Below are 21,617 nucleotides of genomic sequence, written 5' to 3' on the forward strand. Positions count from 1 at the left end.
CCCTGACAGCTCGGTCGGTTGTCCACAACGAGCCTCCGGAGTTCCCACACGCCAGCCGGCATGATCCCCGAGTTATCCACAGCCGTGACCGGTTCTCCACAGGTTATTCACAACGCAAACCACTGATCTCCACGGCCGCTGCCTACAGTCAGGACCCATGAACGCACGCCGGGTACTGGTGGTTGAGGACGAACGGACCATCGCCGAGTCCATCGCCGCCCGACTACGGGCCGAGGGTTTCACTGTGGAGATCGCGGCGGACGGGCCCAGCGCGGTCGCGCAGTTCCACGCCGGACATCCGGATCTCGTCGTCCTCGACGTGATGCTGCCGGGCTTCGACGGCCTGGAGGTGTGCCGCAGGATCCAGGCTGACCGGCCGGTGCCGGTGCTGATGCTCACCGCCCGGGACGACGAGACCGACCTGCTCGTGGGGCTGGCGGTCGGCGCGGACGACTACCTCACCAAGCCGTTCTCGATGCGGGAACTCACCGCCCGGGTGCATGTCCTGCTGCGTCGGATGGAGCGAGCCGCCGCCACTCCCGCGCCGCCCGCCATCCGCCTCGGCGACATCGAGATCAACGAGGCCGAGCGACGGGTCCGCCGGGCCGGGGCGGACGTGCACCTCACCCCGACCGAGTTCGACCTGCTGGTCCACCTCGCGGGGCGGCCTCGCACGGTGCTCCCCCGGGAACGGCTGCTCGCCGAGGTCTGGGGATGGGGCGACGGGAGCGGCACCCGCACCGTGGACAGCCACATCAAGGCTCTGCGCCGCAAGCTGGGTGCCGACCTCATCCGCACGGTGCACGGGGTCGGCTACGCCCTGGAGCTGCCATCATGACGGCGACCCTGCTCACCCGGCTGGACCGGGTGTTGGAGCTACTGCCCCGACCGCTGGATCCGGTGCGCTCGATCAAGCTGAAGCTGGGTGTGCTGCTGGTCGCCTCCGGGGCGGCCGGCCTGGCCTACTTCTCGTACGGCATCGGCTGGCCGCCGCCGATCACCTCGGCCACGGCCATCGCCGTCGCCCTGCTCACCTCGCAGGTGCTCGCCCACGGCATGACCTCACCGTTGCGGGACATGACGGCGGCCGCCGGCGCGATGGCCCGCGGCGACTACACACGTCGGGTGCGCGCCACCTCCCGCGACGAGGTCGGCGAGCTGGCCCAGGCGTTCAACAAGATGGCCGAGGATCTGCACGCCGCCGACCAGCGTCGACGCGAGCTGATCGCCAACGTCTCGCACGAGCTGCGTACGCCGATCACCGCGTTGCAGGGCGTGCTGGAGAACATGGTGGACGGGGTCGCCGACCCCGAACCCGCGGCGCTGCGTTCGGCGTTGGCCCAGACCGAACGGCTCGGGCACCTCGTCGCCGACCTGCTCGACCTGTCCCGACTCGACGCCGGGGTGGTGCCGCTGCGGCGCGTACGCATGGACGTGGGGGACTTCCTCGACGAGGCGGTGGAGCACGCGACGGCCAGCGCGTCCGGCGCCGGGCTGGACGTGCGCTTCCAGCTCCGTGACCTGCCGACACCGCTGACGGTCCACGCGGACCCGTGGCGGCTGCACCAGGTCTTCGCGAACCTCCTCGACAACGCGGCCCGACACAGCCCACCCGGCGGCACGGTACGGGTGTGCGCGGAGGAACACGGCGACCAGCTCCGCTTCGAGGTGAGCGACGAGGGCCAGGGCATTCCACCGGACGAGCGTTCCCGGGTGTTCGAGCGGTTCACCCGCGGCGACCGGTCGGCCGGCGGCGGGACCGGGCTCGGCCTGGCCATCGCCCGGTGGGTCGTCGAACTGCACGGCGGTCGGATCGGTGTCCTCGATCCCGCCGGGCCAGACCGGGGTGACCGGCCCGGCTGCCGCATTCAGGTCACCATCCCGTGCGACGGGCCATACCGAGAAGAGGCCGCATGACCAGCCCCGGCAGCACCCCCCTCCCGGCCACCGGGCCGACCGGGCCGGCGCAGGCGGCCCCGGCCGTCAGGCCCGGCCCGGCCGCACCGCCGGCAGCCGGTTGGCCCCCGGCAGCTCCGGCCACGCCGCTCCTGCCCCGGCCACCATCGGTGATCGCGCGGCGCTGGCCGGGACCATCCGGCGATGCGGTTCCGACGGTGCTGGTGGCGTCGGCGGCGGCGGCGGTCGTCGGCGCCTCGGTGCTCACGATGGTTCGTCCGGGCCTCGGCTGGCTGGTCGCCGCGTTGGCCGGCACGGCCGCCCTCAGCACCGCCGCGGTCGTCAGGTCCGGGGCGTCCTTGCCGGTTGCGGGCCGCACCGCGCCGACCGAGCCCGGCCCCGCAACCGGCGCCGAACCCGCCCGTCCCGGTGCCACGGGGGCACCGGGGCGGGTGGCGCAGGCCGCCTGGGCTGCCGCGACTGTCGCGTTGATCGCCGTCGGCACGTTCCGGGCCGCCGGTTGGCTCTTCGCGCTCTGCCTGGTGGCAGCGGTGGGGACCGGGACGCTCGCGGTGACCGGCGGGCGAAGCCCATTCGGAATGCTGGTCGCCGTGACCCTGCCACCGGCCGCGACGGTACGGGCGCTCCCGTGGGCGGTACGCGGAGTGCGCACCAACCGCTCCGCGGGCTCGGGGATCGGGTTCGGACGCATCGTTACCAGCCTGGCGGTGTCCGCCGTCCTGCTGACGCTGTTCGGACTGCTCTTCTCCTCCGCCGACGCGGTCTTCGCCAACCTGGTCGGCGGTCTGCTGCCCGACATCGCGCCGGCCGGTGTGATCGGCTGGTTGCTGCGGCTGGCCCTGATCGGCGGTGGTCTGCTCGGTGGCGCGTACCTGGTCACCCGCCCGCCCGACCTGGAGGGCCTGCGACTGGCGTCGTCACGGCCGGCCCATCGGCTGGAGTGGACCCTCCCGCTGGTGTTGCTCGACGCCCTGTTCGCCGCGTTCGTGCTGGTCCAGCTGACTGTGTTGTTCGGCGGGGCGGGGCACGTGCTGCGTACGGCCAGGCTCACCTACGCCCAGTACGCCCGTGGCGGGTTCTGGCAACTGCTCGCCGTCACCGCGCTCACCCTGCTGGTGATCGCGATCGCCGCCCGTCGGGCGCCGAAGGCCACCCGAGGGGACCGGCTGCTGGTCCGCGGACTGCTCGGCACGCTCACAGTGCTCAGTCTGGTGATCGTCGCCTCCGCGCTCTACCGGATGCAGGTCTACGCCGACGCGTACGGTGCCACCCGGCTGCGGCTCGTCGTGTCGACCATCGAAATCTGGCTCGGGCTGCTCTTCGTCCTGGTCGGGGTTGCCGTGGCGCGGTTGCGGGCCGAATGGCTCCCCCGGCTGGTGGTCGGCACCGCGGTGCTGGCGCTGCTCGGGTTGGCCCTTCTCAACCCGGATCGCCTGATCGCCGAACGGAACGTCGACCGGTACCTGGAGACCGGCCGCTTGGACGTCAGCTACCTGTCCGGGCTGTCGGCCGACGCCGTACCGGCCCTGGCTCGGCTGCCCGAGCCGATGCGCTCCTGCGCGCTGGGGGAGATCGCCGCCGAGCTGCCCCGGGACGGCTTCTGGGCGGCGAACCTCGGCAGGGAACGCGCCCGGCGGGTTCTCCACACGACCCCGGTGAGCGCCAGCGTGACCGACTGCCTCGGCTTGCAACGCTGGTGAGCATGAACGCTTGACAATCGCGTACGGCGGGCGAGACTGCCGGGGTGGCCAAGCAACTCCCCGACGTGGGGTCGAGCGGTGCGGTACCGCCGCCCCGGCGGTCCCGGATCGTGCTGGCCGAGATCACCAGGCAGGACACCCGCGCCGAGCGGACCCGCACCGAGCTGGTCCAGCAGACCCAGGTCGGCGAGGCGCTGGTCCGCGGCCTGGTCCGGGCCCAGCTCGCGCTGGCGCTGCGGCTGTCCCTGGTGGTGGCCATCGGGTTGGGCGGGCTGCCCTGGCTGTTCGCGATCGCGCCCTCGCTCGGCCGGACCACAGTCGCCGGCGTCAACCTGCCGTGGCTGCTGCTCGGGGTGGCCTCCTTCCCGTTCCTGATCGGCGTGGGCTGGGCGTACGTGCGGCTGGCCGAGCGCAACGAGCAGGACTTCACCGACCTGGTGCAACGGCCGGAGCACTGAGTGGGCAACGACTTCGTGGTCCCGGCCATCGTCGCGGTCACCCTGGTCACCGTCGGGATCGGCTTCTACGGGCTGCGGTTGGCCCGGACCACGTCCGACTTCCTGGTGGCGTCCAGGGCGATCAGTCCCACCTGGAACGCCGCCGCCATCGGCGGGGAGTACCTGTCGGCGGCGAGCTTCCTCGGCATCGCCGGGCTGGTCCTCAAGTACGGCGTGGACGTGCTCTGGTACCCCGTCGGGTTCGCCGCCGGCTACCTGGCCCTGCTGCTCTTCGTGGCCGCGCCGCTGCGTCGCTCCGGTGCGTTCACGCTGCCCGACTTCTGCGAGCTGCGGCTGGGGTCGCGTCGACTCCGCATCCTGGCCACCGCCTTCGTCATCTTCATCGGTTGGCTGTATCTGGTGCCGCAGCTCCAGGGCGCCGGGCTGACCCTGGCCACGGTGGCCGGCTCCCCGTACCCCCTCGGAGCCCTGCTGGTGGCGGCCGTGGTCACCGCGAACGTGGCGTTGGGCGGCATGCGCGCGATCACCTTCGTGCAGGCGTTCCAGTACTGGCTCAAGCTGACCGCTCTCGCCGTACCGGTGATCTTCCTGGCCCTGCAGTGGCAGGCCGACGGCCGCCCGGCGGTGACCCCGCCCGACGGGCCGACGTTCCGGGCCGCGACCACCGTCGTGGTCGAGCATCGCGCGACCCTCACCCTGCCCGACGGTGACATCCGGGAGGTACGCCCCGGCGACGAGTTGACCTTCGCCGCCGGTGATCCGGTGCCGGACGTCTCCGGGGTGGCCACCGACGCCGACGACTGGTTGCTGCCCAGCGCCGCCGGTGACGACGACCGGGGCCTGTTCGCCACGTACTCGCTGATCCTGGCCACCTTCCTGGGCACCATGGGCCTGCCGCACGTGCTGGTGCGCTTCTACACCAATCCGGACGGCGCGGCGGCCCGCCGGACCACCCTGGTCGTGCTGGCGTTGGTCGGCGCGTTCTACCTGCTGCCCACCCTGTACGGGGTCCTCGGCCGGATCTACACCCCGCAGTTGCTGCTCAGCGGCCAGACGGACGCCGTGGTGGTGCTGCTACCCGAAGCGGCCCTGGGTGACGGCCTGGCCGGGCGGCTACTCGCCGCGCTGGTCGCCGCGGGTGCCTTCGCGGCGTTCCTCTCCACCTCGTCCGGCCTGCTGACCAGCGTCGCCGGGGTGATCTCGACGGACGTGCTCGGCCGCGGCTCGGTACGCGGGTTCCGGCTGGCCACCGTCATCGCCGGTGGTGTGCCCGCGGTGCTGGCGCTGCACGTCTCCGGGCTGGACGTCTCGCAGGTCGTCGGGCTGGCCTTCGCGGTCGCCGCGTCGAGCTTCTGCCCGCTGCTGGTGCTCGGCATCTGGTGGCGCGGGCTGACGGACGTGGGCGCCACCGCCGGCGTGGTGGCCGGCGGCGGCGCGGCGATCGGCGCGGTGCTGGTAACAGTGCTCGGCCCACCGCTGTCCGGCTGGCCGGCCACGCTCATCGCGCAGCCGGCCGCCTGGACGGTGCCGCTGGCCTTCACCGTGATGGTCGCCGTGTCGATGGCGACACGCAGGCGGGCCCCGGCCGACGTCGCCGCCACCATGCTCCGCCTACACACCCCGGAAGCTCTCCGCATGCAGTGATCACCGCTGCGACATGCCCTCAGCCATGATCACCGCCATGCGCCTTTGCCCTCGGATCCAGCTTGACCATGGCAGAGGTGCGCCGGGGGCGCCACCAGGTCAACAGGTGTCAGTGCCGGCGCAGAGCCGCTGCGCCACCGGGCGGGCGTACCGCCGCGCCTCCTTCGGGGTGGTGTCCATGTCCAACGCGACCTGTGCCACCAGGTCACCCTGCCGTACGACGAGCCAGCGGCTCCGCACGCCCTCAATGTTCGAGCCCACCAGCAGAGACTCGTCACCGGCCCCCAGCCCATCGGCCAGGACCGACATCGAACTGGTCGCCCCCCCTGGGTTTGCAGTCGGTGAAAAGTGCCCGGACCGCGTCCATCTCAAGGGCAGCATCGCGAATCGAGAAACGGACGACGCGTTGGATCATCCTGTCGGTCGGCGAGTCGAACGAGACGGTTCGCTGGGCGAGCCTGCCGTTGGACGTCCCCGTCGGCGCTTCGCGACAGTAGATCGACACTGACTCCAGGCTCCAGTCGCCGTCGATGTCGTCCTCTGCCATCGTGAAGCCGGCGGGCAGATCCGAGAGCCGCAGCATGGCTGCGGCCGGAATCGCCGGGTCGGTGGAACCGGCCGACGGCCGACCACTGGTACGTGATGGGCTCGAGGGCGGTGCGGCGGGAGTGGTGCTGGTCGTCGATGGCCGAGGCGCGACCGAGGTGGCCGACGGCGTGGGTGTCGGGGTGGGTGATCCGGTCGCCGGGAGCACCGGCGTCGGCGCCCCCTCCCGGCCGCCGGCCAGCGCCACCGCCCCGGTGGCCACCACTGCCACCGCCACCACTGCGGCGAGCGCCGCCGCGATCCTCGTCTGACGGGTCCGCCGCCGGCCGCGCTCCCGCACCTGCTCGGTCGGGGCCCAGCTCAGGTGCTCGGTGTCCTGGAACAGTTCGACGAAGGGCTGATCAGGCATTGCTGACCTCCTCGGGGAGGGTGGTGCCGAGCAGAGGTGCGAGGGCCCTGCGCCCTCGGGCGAGTCGGGCCTTGACAGTGCCGACCGGAGCAGCAGTCCGCGTCGCGATGTCCGCGACCGAGAGATCCGCGAGGTGGTACAGAACGATCGCCTCGCGTTGGTCCCTCGGCAGCTGGCGTAACGCGGCGACCAGCGCGACGGTGTTCTCCGATGGTGGTCCGACAGCGGTCACCGGACTGTTCCGCCGATGGGCGGTGATCCCGTTCCGAATCTTCCGCCACCGGTTCTGGAGGAGGCGGTGTCCCACGACGTGCACCCACGCCTCCGGATCGTCGTACTCGCTGATGCGCCGCCAACGCTGCCAGGCCCGCACGTACGCCTCCTGCGCGGCGTCCTGCGCCTCGTGGATGTCGCCACCGAGCGCATACAGCACGGTGACCACCCGGTGCCTGCTGGCTCGGTAGAACTCCTCGAAGCCGTCATCTCTGTCCAATGTCCCTCCCCGTGTCGCTCCTGCCTCTGTCACCCGCGAGCACGGTGTCCGGTTGCATCAGGTTCCGCGAGGAGAGTGGCTCGTCCGCCTCGGGGATGATCGCGGGTCCGCCCGTCGCCGGACGGCGGAACTGGCGATCGACGGATAACGTCGGCGCATGACTGTTGAGCACCCCGCGCTCGCACTGCGTGGCCTGGCCAAGCGGTTCGACGGCACGATCGCGGTGGCCGGCGTCGACCTGGACGTCCCCGCCGGCTCCTTCTACGGCCTCCTCGGCCCGAACGGCGCCGGCAAGACGACCACCCTGTCGATGGCGGTCGGGCTGTTGCGGCCGGACGCCGGCTCGGCCTGGGTGCTCGGGCACGACGTCTGGCAGGACCCGGTCACCGCCAAGCGGCTGCTCGGCGTCATGCCCGACGGGGTCCGGTTGTTCGACCGGCTGACCGGGGCGGAGCTGCTGGCGTACAACGGGTTGTTGCGGGGGATGGACCCAACGGTAATCGACCAGCGGGCTGCCGAGCTGCTGGACGTGCTGGCGCTCGGCGACGCCGGTCGGACGCTGGTGGTGGACTACTCGGCGGGCATGAAGAAGAAGATCGGCCTGGCCTGCGCGCTGCTGCACGGCCCTCGGGTGCTGGTGTTGGACGAGCCGTTCGAGGCTGTCGACCCGGTCTCCGCGGCGCTGATCCGGGACATCCTCACCCGCTACGCGGCCGGCGGCGGCACAGTGGTGTTCTCCAGTCACGTGATGGAGGTCGTCGAGCGGCTCTGCTCACACGTGGCGATCCTGGCCGGCGGCACCATCAAGCGGGTCGGGACCATCGACGAGGTCCGTGGCGGTCGCTCGTTGGAGCAGGTCTTCGTCGAGGTGGTCGGCGGCCGCACCGCGACCGGCGAGGAGCTGTCGTGGCTCTCCCAGTGAGCGCGGACGCCACCCCCGCCGCGCCGGTACGGTCGGTCTCCGCTCGACACTTCGTGCGGCTCAAGCTGCGGGTGATGGGCAACAACTTCCGGGGCCAGGGCTGGCGGATCGCCCTGTTCGTCGGCGGCGCGTTGCTCGGGCTCTGGTTCGCCGCCGCGGGGTTCTTCCTCTTCGCCGCGCCGGGCCTGACCGGCGACGGCCGGTACGCGGTGCTGATCGCGGCGGCGGGTGGCGGGCTGCTGGTGCTCGGTTGGCTGTTCCTGCCACTTGTCTTCTTCGGTGTGGACGAGACACTGGACCCGGCCCGGTTCGCGCTGCTGCCGCTGCCCCGGCGCACGTTGGTGACCGGCCTGTTCGTGGCGGCGCTGATCAGCGTGCCGGTGCTGGCGGTTCTCATCGCGTCGTTCGGGCTGGTGCTGACCGCCTGGTCGTTGGGTGGCTGGTCGGCGGGGTTGGTCGCCGTCGTGGGTGTGCTCGTCGGGATACTGCTCTGTGTGGCCGCCAGCCGGGCGGTGACCAGCGCCTTCGCCACCATGTTGCGGTCCCGACGGGTCCGCGACCTGGCGGCCGTGCTGCTGGCGGTGACCGCCGCGCTGCTCGGCCCGTTGCAGATCTTCGGCCTCGCCGCGCTGCGCGAGGCGGACTGGACCCGGTTGACCGGCGTGGCGACCGTCATCGGGTGGACGCCGTTGGGCGCTCCGTGGACCGTCGGCATCGACGTGGCCCAGGGGCGGGTGTGGGCGGCGCCGGTCAAGTTGCTGATCACGGTGGTGGCGCTCGGCGCCCTGCTGGCCTGGTGGTCCCGGTCGATCGAGTCGGCGATGGTGGGTGCGGCGAGCGCCGGTAAGGCCCCGGTGCGGCGCGGGGTCACCGGCGGCGCTGTCGCCCAACTGTTTCCCCGGGTCGCCACCTGGGCCGGCCGGGACCGGTTCGGTGCTCTGGTCGCCCGGGAGGCCCGTTACTGGTGGCGGGACGCGCGCCGCCGGGCCAACCTGATCACGATCGCGGTGGTCGGCATCTTCGTGCCGGTGTTGATCAACGTTACGGGCGGGGACTTCGCGTTCGAGGACGGTGCCGGGTTCACGGCCGCCGCCAGCGACAGCTCACCGGTAGTGGTAACCATCTCCATGCTCCTCGTGGGCGTGCTCGCCGCCGTCACCCTGGCCAACCAGTTCGGCTTCGACGGCAGCGCGTACGCGGCGAACGTGGTGGCTGGCGTGCCCGGCCGGGTCGAGTTGCGGGCCCGGATGACGGCCTTCTCGCTGTACGTGCTGCCGATGTTGGGCGTCGTCGCGGTGGTGTTGTCGTTTCTGCTCAGCCGACCGGAGTGGATCGGTCTCACCATCGGCGGCCTGGTCGCCACCTACGGTGCCGGGCTGGCGGTGAACAGTTTGATCTCGGTGCTCGGGGCGTACTCACTGCCGGAGACGAGCAACCCGTTCGCCATGAACAGCGGTGCGGGCCTGGCGAAGGGGCTGCTGACCCTGCTGGCCATGCTCGCCTCGGTGGTCGCCGCTGTGCCGATGGTGGTGGCCGCCGCGCTACTCGGTGACGCGTGGCTCTGGCTGGCCCTGCCGGTCGGTGCCGCTTACGGGCTGGGCGCGGCACTGCTGGGCGCGTACCTGGCCGGCGACGTGCTGGACCGCCGCCAGCCGGAACTGCTGGCCACTGTCACCCCCCGGCGCTGAGCGCGGGCCGCCCCCCGTCCGGTCGAACGCCGGTCGGGGGCAACCGACCCTCGTTATGGTGCGAGCAGTCGGGGCGAAGGGGCGGTCGGCATGGGCTCGCACACGCGTTACCGCAGCATCGTCGTCGACGGGCTCTCGATCTTCTACCGGGAGGCGGGGGCACCGGACGCGCCGGTGCTGCTGCTCCTGCACGGTTTCCCGTCCTCGTCGCGCATGTTCGAGCCGCTGTTCGACAGGCTCGCCGACCAGTTCCGGCTGATCGCGCCGGACTACCCCGGCTTCGGGCACAGTGCCGCCCCGGATCCGCGGAGTCCGTACACCTTTGACGGGATCGCCGAGACGATGGCGGGTTTCGCCGCCGCCGTCGGCGTGGATCGCTACCTGCTCTACGTGCAGGACTACGGAGGACCGGTGGGGTTCCGGATGGCCCTCGCCGATCCCTGTCGCCTGCGCGGCCTCATCGTGCAGAACGCGGTGGCCCACGACACCGGCCTGGGCCCGCTCTGGGGCACCCGCCGGGCCTTCTGGCAGGACCGGGCCGCGCACGAGGCGGCGGTCCGGGAGAACGTCCTCTCGATGGCGGCGATCCGGACCCGGCACGTCGGCAACGATCCGGACCCGGAGCGGTACGACCCCGACCTGTGGGTCGACGAGCACGCCTTCCTCAGTCGCCCCGGGGAGGTCGAGCGTCAAGTGGACCTCCAGTACGACTACCGGACCAACGTCGCCTCGTACCCGGCCTGGCAGGACTGGCTGCGCCGGACCCAGCCGCCGCTGCTTGTCGTCTGGGGTCGGTACGACACCTCGTTCGAGGTCACCGAACCCGAGGCGTACCGCTCCGACGTGCCGGGGGCGGAGGTGCACCTGCTCGACGGGGGTCACTTCGTGCTCGACACGCGACCGGACGAGGTCGCCGCCCTGATTCGCTCCTTCGCCGGTCGGGTTCGGGCGACGGGCGGGGCGGGTCACAATGTTTCACGTGAATCATGAGCCGGGTGCCGAGATCCACCACACCGATCCGTTCGCGGTGCCGACCGGGCAACGGTCGCCGGTACGCCGGCTGCGTGGTCGCCTCGCCGCACCGGTGACCCTCTGGACGGCGCCCGGTCCGGCCGGGCTGACCGTCTCGTCCACCCTGGTGGCCGAGGGGGAACCGGACCGGCTGCTCGGGCTGATCGACCCGGAGTCCGACCTCTGGGCGGCCGTCGAGGAGTCGGGGCGGTTCGCGGTCACGCCGCTCGGCCCGCCGCACCGGCAACTCGCCGACCGGTTCGCCGGCCTCTTCCCCGCCCCGGGCGGGCTCTTCGCCACCGGTGCGTGGAACGACACGCCGTACGGGCCGGTTCCGGCGGACGCCGGCGGCTGGGCCGGGTGCCGGCTGGACACCGCCCGGGAGTACGGCTGGGGCCTGCTGGTCGAGGCCACGATCGAGGCGGTCGAGCTGGCCGAGGAGGCAACTCCGCTGCTGCACTACCGCGGTCGTTACCACGAGCTGCCGGCCTGAACGGACACCTCGCCAGGGGCGACCGATCACCGCAGTGACCTGAGTCACTTGGCGCAGCCAGCCAACCGCTCGGCGCACTCGCCGACCGGCGTCGATCTCAGCCTTCCCTGCCGGGGAGTGCGCTCTTTACGGTGCGCGAAACTCCTCTGACGCCTGTGAAGGTGGTGATCCACAGATGTCCACGGACACACCCGCTCCGGCTGCTTCCCAGTCGGACAAGTACCTGGCCGTACAACGGTCGGACGAGTTCGCCGGGCTGCGGCGTGCGCTGCGCGGCTTCGTCTTCCCGATGACCGTCGCGTTCTTCCTGTGGTACGCGCTCTACGTCATTCTCTCCGCGTACGCCCGGGACTTCATGGGCACGAAGCTGTTCGGCAGCAACATCAACGTCGCACTGGTCTTCGGCCTGCTCCAGTTCGTCTCCACGTTCCTGATCGCCTGGCTCTACTCCCGGTACGCGGACCGGAAGATCGACCCCATCGCGGACCGGATCCGCGCCGAGATCGGGGAGGTGACCCGTGAAGACGGTTCACGCGGTTGAGACGTTCCTCGCGGCTGAGGCGGGCGATCACACCGCCCGCAACCTGACCATCACGCTCTTCCTGGTCTTCGTGGCGGTGACCCTGGGCATCACCATCTGGGCCAGCCGGCAGACCAAGACGGCGACCGACTTCTACGCTGGCGGCCGGTCCTTCTCCGGCTTCCAGAACGGCATGGCGATCGGCGGCGACTACATGTCGGCCGCTTCGTTCCTCGGCATCGCCGGCATCATCGCGTTGTACGGCTACGACGGCTTCCTCTACTCGATCGGCTTCCTGGTCGCCTGGCTGGTGGCCCTGCTGCTGGTCGCGGAGCTGCTGCGGAACTCGGGCCGGTACACGATGGCGGACGTGCTGGCCTTCCGGATGCGTCAGCGTCCGGTGCGTACGGCGGCGGCGGTCTCCACCATCACGGTGTCGATCTTCTACCTGCTCGCCCAGATGGTCGGCGCCGGCGCGCTGGTCGCGCTGCTGCTCGGCATCCGGCCGGGGACGACCTTCCTCGGCATGGATGCGGACACCGCGAAGGTGGCCACCATCATCATGGTCGGCACGCTGATGATCATTTACGTGACCGTGGGTGGCATGAAGGGCACCACCTACGTGCAGATCGTCAAGGCGTTCCTGCTCATGGGCGGCGCGCTGTTGATGACCATCCTGGTGCTGGCGAAGTTCAACTTCAACCTGTCGGAGCTGCTCGGCCAGGCGGCCGCCGCCTCCGGCAAGGGCAGCGCGTTCCTCGAACCCGGGCTCCGGTACGGCGTCGAGGTCGCCGGCAACTCGACACAGACGTTCTACAACAAGGTCGACCTGCTGTCCCTGGGCATCGCCCTGGTGCTCGGCACCGCCGGTCTGCCGCACATCCTGATCCGCTTCTACACGGTGCCGACCGCGAAGGCGGCCCGTAAGAGCGTGCTCTGGGCGATCGGCATCATCGGCACCTTCTACCTGCTCACCCTGGCCCTCGGCTTCGGTGCGGCGGCGCTGGTCGGCAGCCAGGCGATCACGGCACAGGACAAGGCCGGCAACACCGCTGCGCCGCAGCTGGCCGAAGCGCTCGGCATCGACTTCTTCGGCGGTGAACTGGGCGGGGCAGCCCTGCTGGCGATCATCGCGGCGGTCGCCTTCGCCACCATCCTCGCGGTGGTCGCCGGGTTGACCCTGGCCTCGTCGTCCAGCCTGGCGCACGACTTCTACGCGAACGTGCTGAAGAAGGGTGAAGCGTCGGAGCGGCAGGAGGTGCGGGTCGCCCGGATCTCCGCCCTGGGGATCGGCGCGGTGTCGATCGCCCTGTCGATCTATGCGCAGAACCTCAACGTGGCGTTCCTGGTGGCGCTGGCCTTCGCGGTCGCCGCCTCGGGCAACCTGCCAGCGATCCTCTACAGCCTCTTCTGGCGGCGGTTCAACACCTCCGGCGCGGTGTGGTCGATCTACGGCGGGTTGCTCTCGGCCGTGCTGCTGGTGTTCTTCTCGCCGGTGGTCTCCGGTGCGGCGACCTCGATGTTCCCGGACCACGACTGGCAGTGGTTCCCGCTGTCCAACCCGGGCATCCTCTCCATCCCGTTCGGTTTCCTCTGCGGGTGGATCGGCACTGTCATCTCCAAGGAGCACGACGAGGACAAGTACGCGGAGCTGGAGGTGCGGGCCCTCACGGGCTCCGGCGCCCACTGATCCGAGCGCTCGTCACGAGAGGCCCCCTGTGCTCAACAGGGGGCCTCTTCGTGGAAATGGGGGTCGGTAGGCTGACCGGCATGAAGGTTGCTGAGCGCTTCGGTTCCGGTCACCGCGTTCTCGTCACCGGCGGCGCCGGTTTCGTCCCGTCGCACCTGGTGGATTCCCTGATCGCCCGGGGCTGCACGGTGGTGGCGCTGGACAACTTCGTGACCGGCTCCAAGGAGAACGTCGCCCACCTGCTGGATCGGCCGACCTTCACCCTCGTCGAAGCGGACATCTCCGATGGTCTGCCGACCCACCACCCGGCGCTGGCCGAGCGGTTCGACGCGATCCTGCACATGGCCTCTCCGGCCAGCCCCACCGACTTCGCCCAGTTGCCGGTGGAGATCCTCCGGGTCGGCTCGGTCGGCACCCTGCACCTGCTGGAGCGCGCGACCGCCGACGGCGCCCGGTTCCTGATGGCCTCCACCTCCGAGGCGTACGGAGACCCGAAGGAGCACCCGCAGCGGGAGACCTACTGGGGCAACGTCAACCCGATCGGGGTCCGCAGCGTCTACGACGAGGCCAAGCGCTTCTCCGAGGCCGCGACGATGGCGTACCACCGCTACCGCGGGCTCGACGCGGCGATCGTCCGGATCTTCAACACGTACGGCCCGCGAATGCGCCCGGACGACGGCCGCGCCATCCCCACCTTCATCTCCCAGGCGCTGCGCGGCGAGCCGATCACCGTGCACGGCACGGGCAACCAGACCCGGTCCATCTGCTTCGTCGAGGATCTGGTGCGCGGCATCCTGCTGCTGCTCGACTCGACCGAGACGGGTCCGGTCAACTGCGGCACCGAGCACGAGCTGACCATGCGGCAACTCGCCGAGTTGATCGTGTCGCTCTCCGACAGCACCTCGAAGGTGACCTATGTCACCCGCAGCTCGGATGACCCGGAGATGCGTCGACCGGATCTCACGCTCGCTCGTGAACTGCTCGGATACGAGCCGTCGGTCGCGCCCGAAGATGGCCTGCGACGCACGATCGAGTACTTCCGGTCGCGGCTAGGGTAACCAGATTTTCGCGTACCGCCTGCCGCTGAGTGTCGCCTGAAGGCGGCAGTGGCTCCCGCTACGTACCCTGAGTTACATGTCCGCGACCTCGTCTGCCGGCGTCCCGCATCCGTACCTGCACCGGAGCGCCGGGCGCGCCTCGGTGCCCGGCCCCGACCGGGGCGCCTCCGGGCGTGCCCGTCCGACCGAGGCGCGCTTCTACCCGTCGTACGACGAGGAGCAGCCCCGCTCCGGCGGCCCGGCGGGGCCCCCCGGGCCCGGCGGTCCGGGTGGCACCGGTGGTCCGGGGCGGCGCGGCCCGCGACCGCGCTGGGGTCGGATCGCCCTGGTGGCCGGGGCCGTGGTGCTGGTGCTCGCGTTGCTCGGCAGCGTCGGTGCCTGGTTGTACGCCCGCAACCTCAACAGTGACCTGGCCCGCACCGACCCGTTCGCGGAGATCACCGGTGGTCGGCCCGCCAAGACCGTCGATGGCGCGCTGAACATCCTGCTGGTCGGCAGCGACTCACGGGACCCGGACGCGCCGGTCGACAGCAAGAGTCAGTGGCGCGCCGACACGATCATCGTCATGCACATTCCGGCCGACCACCAGGAGGCCTACCTGGTCTCCATCCCCCGGGACCTGTACGTGCCGATCCCGGAGAGCGCCGGCGCGGACTGCGGCTCCGGTTCGCGCGCGAAGATCAACGCTGCGTTCGCGTTCGGTGGGCTGCCGCTGGCGGTACGCACCGTGGAGTGCTTCACCGACGTTCGGATCGACCACGTGATGGCGATCGACTTCGGCGGTTTCAAGGAGGTCACCGACGCCCTCGGCGGGGTGGACCTGAAGGTCGAGCGCACCGTCACCTCGATCCACAAGCCGTACCGGACCTTCACCAAGGGCACCAACCACATGGACGGCGCGGAGGCGCTGGACTGGATCCGGCAGCGCAAGCAGTTCCCGGACGGGGACTTCGCCCGGATGCGGCACCAGCAGGAGTTCCTTCGGGCACTGATGGACAAGGCGGCCAGCACCGGCACGCTGGCGAACCCGAAGAAGCTCAACGATTTCCTCAAGTCGGTGACCGCGGCCGTAACCGTCGACCAGACTTTCTCGGTTACAGACATGGCGCTGCAGTTCCGTAACCTGCGCGGCCAGAACCTCACCTTTGTGACCAGCCCGAACTCGGGCAGCGACACCATCAACGGCGAGTCGGTGGTGGTGTCGGACCGGGAGAAGGCGCTCGCGATGTACCAGGCCATGTCCGCGGACACGATGGCCGAGTGGGTCAAGGCGAACCCGCCGAAGAGCAACGACGGCGGCTGACGACGGCCCGACTGGCACCAACCGTTCGGGTCATCGAGCAGCGACGATCGACTGAATCTGCAAAATTCGACGTCCGGATTGACCCGGGATGAACTCGCCAAGTCGATTTGATGTACGTACAGTGGTGCCGCCCCCTCCTGATCACGAGCTGGAGCACGCATGCCGGTTCAGGCCAGTCGTCGCCCTTCTACCTCCGGGTCCGCCGCCCCCAGCGGTCGAGTCGCTGCGGCCATACCCGCGCAGGCACGCCCCTCGGGCGGCGGGCCGGGCTCGCGTCCGCCCGGCAGCGGCGGTGGCGGCGGCGGCGACCGCCCGGGTGGCGGTGGGTCGAAGAAGCGGACCAAGCGCAAGGACCCGCTCTGGGCCAGGCTGACCGTTGTCTTCGGTGCCGTGCTGATGCTCAGCAGCGGGGTGGCCATCGTCGGCAGCAAGGCGTTGATCGGGCAGGCGACCGGCGGCATCGCGAAGGGCAACCTGCTGGGCGATGCCGGCAAGTCCGACGCCGAGGGCGGTGCGAGCCTGGACGGCCCGATCGACATGCTGCTGCTCGGCGTGGACGCGCGGGAGCGCTGGGCCGCCGACGACGTCCGCTCGGACAGCATCATCATCCTGCACATTCCGGCCACGCACGACCAGGCGTATCTGATCTCGATCCCTCGTGACACCGAGGCGCAGATCCCGGCGTTCAAGAAGAGCGGCTACGGCGGCGGCTCCGGGAAGATCAACGCCGCGTTCCAGGCCGGTGCCGCCAACGGTGGCGGCTGGGAAGGCGGCGCCCAGCTGATGGCACAGACGATCAAGCGGCTCACCGGGATCAGCTTCGACGGCGCGGCGATCATCAACTTCGGGGGCTTCAAGAACGTCATCGACACCCTGGGCACGGTGCGGATCTGTGTCAGCCAGGAGGTCAAGTCGCTGCACATGTCGTACGTCGACGGCAAGCCGATGTGGAACGCGGACGCCAAGAAGACCGGCAAAGAGCGGACCCCGGTGGTGCACAAGAAGGGCTGCCAGGAGATGGAGGGTTGGGCCGCGCTCGACTACTCCCGGCAGCGCAAGTCCCTCAAGAACGGCGACTACGACCGGCAGGCCAACCAGCAGCAGCTGATCAAGGCGATGGCCAAGAAGGCCACCGAGGGCGGGATGTTGTCCAACCCGGCCAAGATGAACAACCTGATCAAGGCGGCGGGCAAGGCGTTCGTACTGGACACCGGCGGCGTGCCGATCGAGGACTTCATCTTCACCATGCGCGGGGTCACCGGCAACGAGCTGACCATGCTCAAGACCAACAACGGCACCTTCCACGCCAACAACAACAACACCGAGGGCTTGAGCGAAGAGACGATGGCGATGTTCCAGGCCGTCAAGCAGGACAAACTCGCCGAGTTCGTCTTCACCCACCCCGAGGTGATCTCCACCCGCAAGTGAGGCCGGGAGTCACGGAAAGCCAGCGACGGCCTCGTCACCGCCCGTAGCCTGACGTGAGTAGGTTCACTATCGGCTGCGGGGAGGCGGTCACGTCCAGGTGGGGACGGAACGCAGCGGGCCGGGCCGGAACGACCCCGTCCGCCCGGTCGCCTCGCGCCCGTTGGCCGCGGATCCTGCTCGGCATCGGCCTGGCTCTCGTCCTGCTGGCGGGGCTCGCCGTGGCCGGGCTCAAGACGCTCAGCCACCGCTACGACCGCACGGTGACCAAGGAGCAACTGCTCGACGCCGACGCCCGCACCGAGCGCACCGACCTGGACGGGCCGCTTAACTACCTCCTGGTCGGCTCCGACCGGCGCCCGGGCGACAGCGGCCCGGACCAACGCTCGGACACCATCCTCATCGTGCACGTCCCCGCCGGGCAGCGGGAGGCGTACCTGGTCTCCATCCCGCGTGACCTGCTGGTCGCCATCCCGCCGGCGAACGGCTTCGGCGGCGGTCAAGACAAGATCAACGCCGCGTACGAGCACGGTGGCGGCGGACAGGCCGGCGCCCAACTGCTCTCCGCCACACTGCACCAGCTCACCGGAATCCGGTTCGACGGCGCCGCGCTTATCGACTTCTCCGGCTTCCGGAAGGTCATCGACCTGCTCGGCGGGGTGGAGATGTGCGTGGACACCGAGGTCCGCTCGATCCACACCAACCGGGTCTTCACCACCGGCTGCCACCAGATGGACGGGGCGCAGGCGCTGGACTACGTGCGACAGCGTTACGACCTGCCCGGCGGTGACTACGATCGGCAGCGCCACCAGCAGCAACTGCTCCGGGCGATGCTGGACAGCGCCGGCAGGGCGGACCTGCGGAGCAACCCCGTCAAACTGGACCAGGTGCTCCGGGCGGTCGGCAGCTCGTTGACCGTCGACACCAACGGCGTACCCCTGGAGGACCTGCTCCTCGCGCTGCGCGCGCTGCCGCCCGACGGGATGCGCGGCGTCCAGGTGCCCTCCTCGCCGCAGACCATCGACGAGGTCTCGTACGTGGTGCTGGACAACGGCGGCAACGGGCTCTTCGAGGCGCTCCGCGGCACCCGGGTACCGGCCTGGGCGCAGGCAAACCCCCGCTGGGTGACCCGGTTGTGACGGTGCCGACGGCCCGGTCGGTGCCGAACCGGGCCACAAGGATCTAATGTTGCTTCCTGTGTTCGGACCCCAGGTTCCCACCGTGCCCGTGACCGAGATCGCCGACGAGACCTACCTGCTGGATGTGCGGGAGGACGACGAGTGGGCGGCCGGCCACGCGCCCACCGCCCACCACCTGCCGATGATGGAGCTGCCGGCCCGGCTGGCCGAGGTGCCCACCGACCGGGAGGTGGCGGTCGTCTGCCGTTCCGGCGGGCGTTCCGCCCAGGTCGTGGCCTACCTGATCAACAACGGCTGGGAGCAGGTGCGCAACGCCGACGGCGGGATGCGCCAGTGGGCTGCGGTCGGCCGACCGGTGGTCGACGCGAACGGGCAGCCCGGCCAGGTCATCTGAGGCCGGCGGAATGGGCGGGCCACTGGTTTTCGCGCACCGCGGCGCCTCGTTCGACCTACCCGAGCACACCCTCGCCGCCTACCTGCGCGCCCTCGACGAGGGCGCCGACGGCCTGGAGTGCGACGTCCGGCTGACCCGGGACGGGCACCTGGTCTGCGTGCACGACCGACGACTCGACCGCACCAGCAACGGTCGCGGTCTGGTCAGCGCGCGTACGCTCGCCGAGCTGGACGCCCTGGACTTCGGCTCCTGGCACCCGGGCAGCGCCCCGAACGGCGACCTGCCACCGGACGAGTCGCACACCCGGCTGCTGACCCTGGCCCGGCTCCTGGACGCGGTGCTCGCCGCCGGGCGGCCGGTCCGACTGCTGGTGGAGACGAAGCACCCGTCCCGCTACGGCTCGAACGTGGAACGGCGACTGGTCAGCCTGCTGCGCCGGTACGGGCTGGCCGACCCCGCGCCGGATGACCCTGTGCAGGTCACCGTCATGTCGTTCTCCCCGCTGGCGGTCCGTCGGGTGCGCGAGCTGGCCCCGACGCTGCCCACCGTGCTGTTGCTGGAGGTGCTGCCGCCCTGGCTGCGGTTGGGTCGGCTGCCGTTCGGCACCCGGATCGCCGGGCCGGGCATCGGCCTGGTCCGGGCCCGCCCGCAGTTGCTGCCCGCACTGCGCGCAGCCGGCAACCAGGTGTACGTCTGGACGGTCAACGAGCCGACCGACCTGGAGCTGGTGCTGGCCGCCGGGGTGGACGGGATCATCACCGACCGGCCCGCGTACGCCCTCGCCCGGCTGGACCGCTGACCCATCGACCGGGCGGGGGTGCCCAAAACCGGGCCGGCGGGGCAGACTCGGCACATGCCGGAGCGTATCGATTTCCCCGCTCTCCTCGCCGGCCACACCGTCGTGATCGAGATGATCAACTCTGGGGACGCGGGCCTACCGGTCCTCACCCAGCTGCTCCGGGTGGCCCAGCCGGCGCTCGGTGCGACCGGGATGGCGTTCGTCGAGTTCGGTCCGACCGGCGGTCGCGTCATCGCCGCGACCGGCGCGGCGGAGTGGGCCCTCGGCCGACCACTGGCCGTCGACGACCCGGACACCGTCTGCCTGCTCTCCGGGCCACGGGTACGTCAGGCGCGGGTGAGTGACCTCAACGGCAAGCTGGCCGGCGAACTGGCCGGCAGCGGCCTGCGCCGGATGGTCGTCTCCCGGGCCGAGATCGGCGGTCACACCGTCGGCAGCCTGCACGCGCTCTATCCGGGCGACGAGGAGCCGGGCGCCGAGCAGCAGGGAGTCATCGGCTATCTCGCCTCCTGCATCGGGCACATGTACGGCGACCAGAGTGGCCTGCCGGTGCACGGCGACGGCCCGGTGGTGGCGGCCCTCGCCGACGGGCTGGCCGTCGTCGACCGGGACGGGCACGTCCGGCTCTGGAACCCGGCCGCCGCCCAGGTCACCGGCCGGACGGTCGAGCAGGCGCTGAGCCGCCCGTTGCCGTTCCCGCTGCCGCCCTCCGGGCAGGTTCGGGACCACCGGATGCCGGACGGCCGCTGGCTGCGGATCACCTCCGGCGACCTGCCCGGCCCGGGAACGCTACGGGTGGTCACCTTCCGCGACATCACCGACCAGCAGCGCCGCGACCACGACCGCGAGCTGTTCGTCGCGGTGACCAGCCACGAGCTGCGCACCCCGGTCACCGTCATCAAGGGGTACGCGGACACCCTCACCGACCACTGGGAGTCGCTGACCGACGTCGACCGACGGCAGGCGGCCCGGGTGATCGGGCAACGCGCCAACGAGCTGGCCCGGCTTGTCGACCGTCTGCTCAGCTCGGCGGCCGAGGTGGGGCCGGGCGACGACCCTCCCACCCCGTTCGATCTCGGCGAGGCGCTGCGCTCCGCCGTCGTCGACCTGCCGGCGGAGCTGCGCCGTCGGCTGGTGCTCCGCCTCCCGAGCGATCTGCCCAAGGCGCTCGGTCACCGGCCCAGCCTGTCCACGGTGCTGACCGAGTTGACGACCAATGCCGGTAAGTACTCGGCACCTGGTTCTCCCATCGAGATCACCGCCTCGGGCGACGGTCACCTGGTGGCGTTCCGGGTCAGCGACCAGGGCATCGGCATCCGACCCGAGCACGTGGAACGGGCGTTCGACCGGTTCTGGCAGGGCGAGTCCGGCGACCGTCGCGGCTACCCGGGGGCCGGGCTCGGCCTCTATCTCGTCCGCCGGATCGTTGAACAGCAGAATGGATGGGTATCCCTACGTCCGAGGACCGGCGGCGGTACGGTCGCAGAGGTGCGGCTACCACGCGGTTGACCAGGGGTGGCGCGACGTGGAGGCGACGGTGGCAGCGGCAACGAGGGATCGAGCCTGGTGCGTGGTGGTTCCCCACCACCCGGGCGGGGCACGGCTGGCCCGACACCGGCTCGCCGCCGAGCTGGCGGACGTCGTACCCCCGACGCTCCTCGCGGACCTGATCGCGGTGCTCGCGGAGCTGGTGGGCAACGCGGTGCGGCACGCCAGACCGCTGCCCGGCGGCGTGATCCGGGTTGCCTGGCAGCTGCGGCCCTCGGCCGAGGGCGCACTGATCCAGCTGCGGGTCACCGACGGCGGCAGCGCGAGCGCCGGGCCACGGCTCCGGACGGCCAGCCCGGACGCGGCGGACGGGCGAGGGCTGCACATCGTGGCCGGCCTGGCCACCCGTTGGGGCGTCGAGCAGGACGGCATGGGCCAGCGCGTCTGGGCGGAGTTCGACAGGGTGCCGACACCCCGACCCGACCTGGTGCCAGCGGGCTGAGGACGGCTCGGGCGGGTC

The 21,617-nt window shown here is 71.0% G+C and carries 22 protein-coding genes and 1 pseudogene; 20 read left to right on the top strand and 3 right to left on the bottom strand.

The window, feature by feature from the left end; genetic code table 11:
* Positions 1 to 157 precede the first annotated feature (157 nt).
* The 5 genes from FB453_RS18125 to FB453_RS18145 are packed head-to-tail and all read left to right on the top strand — an operon-like array spanning position 158 to position 5,719.
* Positions 158 to 838: a response regulator transcription factor gene (locus tag FB453_RS18125; protein ID WP_112698851.1), complete on the top strand. Its 681-nt coding sequence runs from the start codon at positions 158 to 160 to the stop codon at positions 836 to 838.
* A complete protein-coding gene (locus FB453_RS18130; protein WP_112583855.1) occupies positions 835 to 1,917 on the top strand; it encodes a sensor histidine kinase in 1,083 nt (360 codons plus the stop codon). Before FB453_RS18125 ends, FB453_RS18130 begins: the two co-directional genes overlap by 4 nt.
* A complete protein-coding gene (locus FB453_RS18135) occupies positions 1,914 to 3,617 on the top strand; it encodes a DUF4153 domain-containing protein (RefSeq protein WP_145791789.1) in 1,704 nt (567 codons plus the stop codon). The genes FB453_RS18130 and FB453_RS18135 overlap by 4 nt, the downstream gene beginning before the upstream one ends.
* A gap of 44 nt (positions 3,618 to 3,661) precedes the next feature.
* Positions 3,662 to 4,075 (top strand): DUF485 domain-containing protein, encoded by a 414-nt coding sequence (locus FB453_RS18140; RefSeq protein WP_486480323.1) that lies wholly within the window; start codon positions 3,662 to 3,664, stop codon positions 4,073 to 4,075.
* Positions 4,076 to 5,719, top strand: coding sequence for a sodium/solute symporter (locus FB453_RS18145; protein WP_145791791.1), 1,644 nt, complete (start codon positions 4,076 to 4,078; stop codon positions 5,717 to 5,719).
* A gap of 99 nt (positions 5,720 to 5,818) precedes the next feature.
* Here the strand turns inward: FB453_RS18145 and FB453_RS34930 are convergent, their stop codons facing one another.
* Both FB453_RS34930 and FB453_RS34935 read right to left on the bottom strand, forming a co-directional pair.
* Complete coding sequence (locus tag FB453_RS34930) at positions 5,819 to 5,959, bottom strand: hypothetical protein (protein ID WP_486480324.1); 141 nt, start codon at positions 5,957 to 5,959, stop codon at positions 5,819 to 5,821.
* 34 nt (positions 5,960 to 5,993) lie between these two features.
* Positions 5,994 to 6,302, bottom strand: coding sequence for a hypothetical protein (locus FB453_RS34935; protein WP_486480325.1), 309 nt, complete (start codon positions 6,300 to 6,302; stop codon positions 5,994 to 5,996).
* Here FB453_RS34935 and FB453_RS34940 point away from each other — a divergent pair.
* Positions 6,301 to 6,576: a hypothetical protein gene (locus FB453_RS34940; protein ID WP_486480326.1), complete on the top strand. Its 276-nt coding sequence runs from the start codon at positions 6,301 to 6,303 to the stop codon at positions 6,574 to 6,576. The two genes, FB453_RS34935 and FB453_RS34940, sit on opposite strands and share 2 nt — an antisense overlap.
* Positions 6,577 to 6,666: 90 nt before the next feature.
* Here FB453_RS34940 and FB453_RS18155 read toward each other — a convergent pair whose 3' ends face one another.
* Complete coding sequence (locus tag FB453_RS18155; RefSeq protein ID WP_091396827.1) at positions 6,667 to 7,167, bottom strand: SigE family RNA polymerase sigma factor; 501 nt, start codon at positions 7,165 to 7,167, stop codon at positions 6,667 to 6,669.
* Between the two features lie 157 nt (positions 7,168 to 7,324).
* Between FB453_RS18155 and FB453_RS18160 the strand changes: the two genes are divergently transcribed.
* From FB453_RS18160 to FB453_RS18225, 14 genes and pseudogenes are all read left to right on the top strand, one after another.
* Positions 7,325 to 8,089: an ABC transporter ATP-binding protein gene (locus tag FB453_RS18160; protein WP_145791794.1), complete on the top strand. Its 765-nt coding sequence runs from the start codon at positions 7,325 to 7,327 to the stop codon at positions 8,087 to 8,089.
* Positions 8,074 to 9,777 carry an ABC transporter permease gene (locus FB453_RS18165; RefSeq protein WP_486480327.1) on the top strand — a complete coding sequence of 568 codons (1,704 nt, stop codon included), beginning with the start codon at positions 8,074 to 8,076 and terminating at the stop codon, positions 9,775 to 9,777. Before FB453_RS18160 ends, FB453_RS18165 begins: the two co-directional genes overlap by 16 nt.
* 90 nt (positions 9,778 to 9,867) lie before the next feature.
* Positions 9,868 to 10,767, top strand: a complete 900-nt coding sequence (locus FB453_RS18170; RefSeq protein WP_145791796.1) for an alpha/beta fold hydrolase — start codon at positions 9,868 to 9,870, stop codon at positions 10,765 to 10,767.
* A pseudogene (locus FB453_RS18175) lies at positions 10,730 to 11,281 on the top strand (flavin reductase family protein); the annotation flags it as partial. The gene FB453_RS18170 and the pseudogene FB453_RS18175, both read left to right, overlap by 38 nt.
* Before the next feature lie 175 nt (positions 11,282 to 11,456).
* Entirely contained in the window at positions 11,457 to 11,822 is a 366-nt protein-coding gene (locus FB453_RS18180) for a DUF485 domain-containing protein (protein ID WP_088950720.1), read from the top strand.
* The gene (locus FB453_RS18185; protein ID WP_145791800.1) at positions 11,800 to 13,491 is read left to right on the top strand and encodes a sodium/solute symporter; all 1,692 of its coding nucleotides are present in this window, start codon (positions 11,800 to 11,802) and stop codon (positions 13,489 to 13,491) included. Before FB453_RS18180 ends, FB453_RS18185 begins: the two co-directional genes overlap by 23 nt.
* An 80-nt stretch (positions 13,492 to 13,571) precedes the next feature.
* On the top strand, positions 13,572 to 14,549 hold the full coding sequence (locus tag FB453_RS18190) for an NAD-dependent epimerase/dehydratase family protein (RefSeq protein WP_112601302.1): 978 nt from the start codon (positions 13,572 to 13,574) through the stop codon (positions 14,547 to 14,549).
* 76 nt (positions 14,550 to 14,625) lie between these two features.
* The gene (locus FB453_RS18195) at positions 14,626 to 15,852 is read left to right on the top strand and encodes an LCP family protein (protein ID WP_112601301.1); all 1,227 of its coding nucleotides are present in this window, start codon (positions 14,626 to 14,628) and stop codon (positions 15,850 to 15,852) included.
* Between the two features lie 159 nt (positions 15,853 to 16,011).
* Complete coding sequence (locus FB453_RS18200) at positions 16,012 to 17,280, top strand: LCP family glycopolymer transferase (protein ID WP_145791802.1); 1,269 nt, start codon at positions 16,012 to 16,014, stop codon at positions 17,278 to 17,280.
* Between the two features lie 53 nt (positions 17,281 to 17,333).
* Positions 17,334 to 18,416, top strand: a complete 1,083-nt coding sequence (locus tag FB453_RS18205) for an LCP family protein (protein WP_486480328.1) — start codon at positions 17,334 to 17,336, stop codon at positions 18,414 to 18,416.
* Between the two features lie 58 nt (positions 18,417 to 18,474).
* On the top strand, positions 18,475 to 18,810 hold the full coding sequence (locus tag FB453_RS18210) for a rhodanese-like domain-containing protein (RefSeq protein WP_030487745.1): 336 nt from the start codon (positions 18,475 to 18,477) through the stop codon (positions 18,808 to 18,810).
* A 10-nt stretch (positions 18,811 to 18,820) separates the two neighbouring features.
* Positions 18,821 to 19,609, top strand: a complete 789-nt coding sequence (locus FB453_RS18215) for a glycerophosphodiester phosphodiesterase (protein WP_112583863.1) — start codon at positions 18,821 to 18,823, stop codon at positions 19,607 to 19,609.
* A 54-nt stretch (positions 19,610 to 19,663) separates the two neighbouring features.
* A complete protein-coding gene (locus FB453_RS18220; RefSeq protein WP_112730452.1) occupies positions 19,664 to 21,118 on the top strand; it encodes a PAS domain-containing sensor histidine kinase in 1,455 nt (484 codons plus the stop codon).
* Positions 21,119 to 21,179: 61 nt separating this feature from the next.
* Positions 21,180 to 21,599 (top strand): ATP-binding protein, encoded by a 420-nt coding sequence (locus FB453_RS18225; protein ID WP_225855275.1) that lies wholly within the window; start codon positions 21,180 to 21,182, stop codon positions 21,597 to 21,599.
* The last annotated feature ends 18 nt before the right edge of the window (positions 21,600 to 21,617 follow it).

It is taken from the genome of Micromonospora sp. CNZ322 (genome assembly GCF_007827755.1).

Excerpts from the sequence above, each read along its gene's own strand:
- FB453_RS34935 (WP_486480325.1), bottom strand. The coding sequence starts at position 6,302 with ATGCTGCGGCTCTCGGATCTGCCCGCCGGCTTCACGATGGCAGAGGAC.
- FB453_RS18190 (WP_112601302.1), top strand. The coding sequence starts at position 13,572 with ATGAAGGTTGCTGAGCGCTTCGGTTCCGGTCACCGCGTTCTCGTCACC.
- FB453_RS18135 (WP_145791789.1), top strand. The coding sequence starts at position 1,914 with ATGACCAGCCCCGGCAGCACCCCCCTCCCGGCCACCGGGCCGACCGGG.
- FB453_RS18180 (WP_088950720.1), top strand. The coding sequence starts at position 11,457 with ATGTCCACGGACACACCCGCTCCGGCTGCTTCCCAGTCGGACAAGTAC.
- FB453_RS18125 (WP_112698851.1), top strand. The coding sequence starts at position 158 with ATGAACGCACGCCGGGTACTGGTGGTTGAGGACGAACGGACCATCGCC.
- FB453_RS18200 (WP_145791802.1), top strand. The coding sequence starts at position 16,012 with ATGCCGGTTCAGGCCAGTCGTCGCCCTTCTACCTCCGGGTCCGCCGCC.
- FB453_RS18220 (WP_112730452.1), top strand. The coding sequence starts at position 19,664 with ATGCCGGAGCGTATCGATTTCCCCGCTCTCCTCGCCGGCCACACCGTC.
- FB453_RS18170 (WP_145791796.1), top strand. The coding sequence starts at position 9,868 with ATGGGCTCGCACACGCGTTACCGCAGCATCGTCGTCGACGGGCTCTCG.
- FB453_RS18160 (WP_145791794.1), top strand. The coding sequence starts at position 7,325 with ATGACTGTTGAGCACCCCGCGCTCGCACTGCGTGGCCTGGCCAAGCGG.
- FB453_RS34940 (WP_486480326.1), top strand. The coding sequence starts at position 6,301 with ATGGCTGCGGCCGGAATCGCCGGGTCGGTGGAACCGGCCGACGGCCGA.
- FB453_RS18195 (WP_112601301.1), top strand. The coding sequence starts at position 14,626 with ATGTCCGCGACCTCGTCTGCCGGCGTCCCGCATCCGTACCTGCACCGG.
- FB453_RS18215 (WP_112583863.1), top strand. The coding sequence starts at position 18,821 with ATGGGCGGGCCACTGGTTTTCGCGCACCGCGGCGCCTCGTTCGACCTA.
- FB453_RS18130 (WP_112583855.1), top strand. The coding sequence starts at position 835 with ATGACGGCGACCCTGCTCACCCGGCTGGACCGGGTGTTGGAGCTACTG.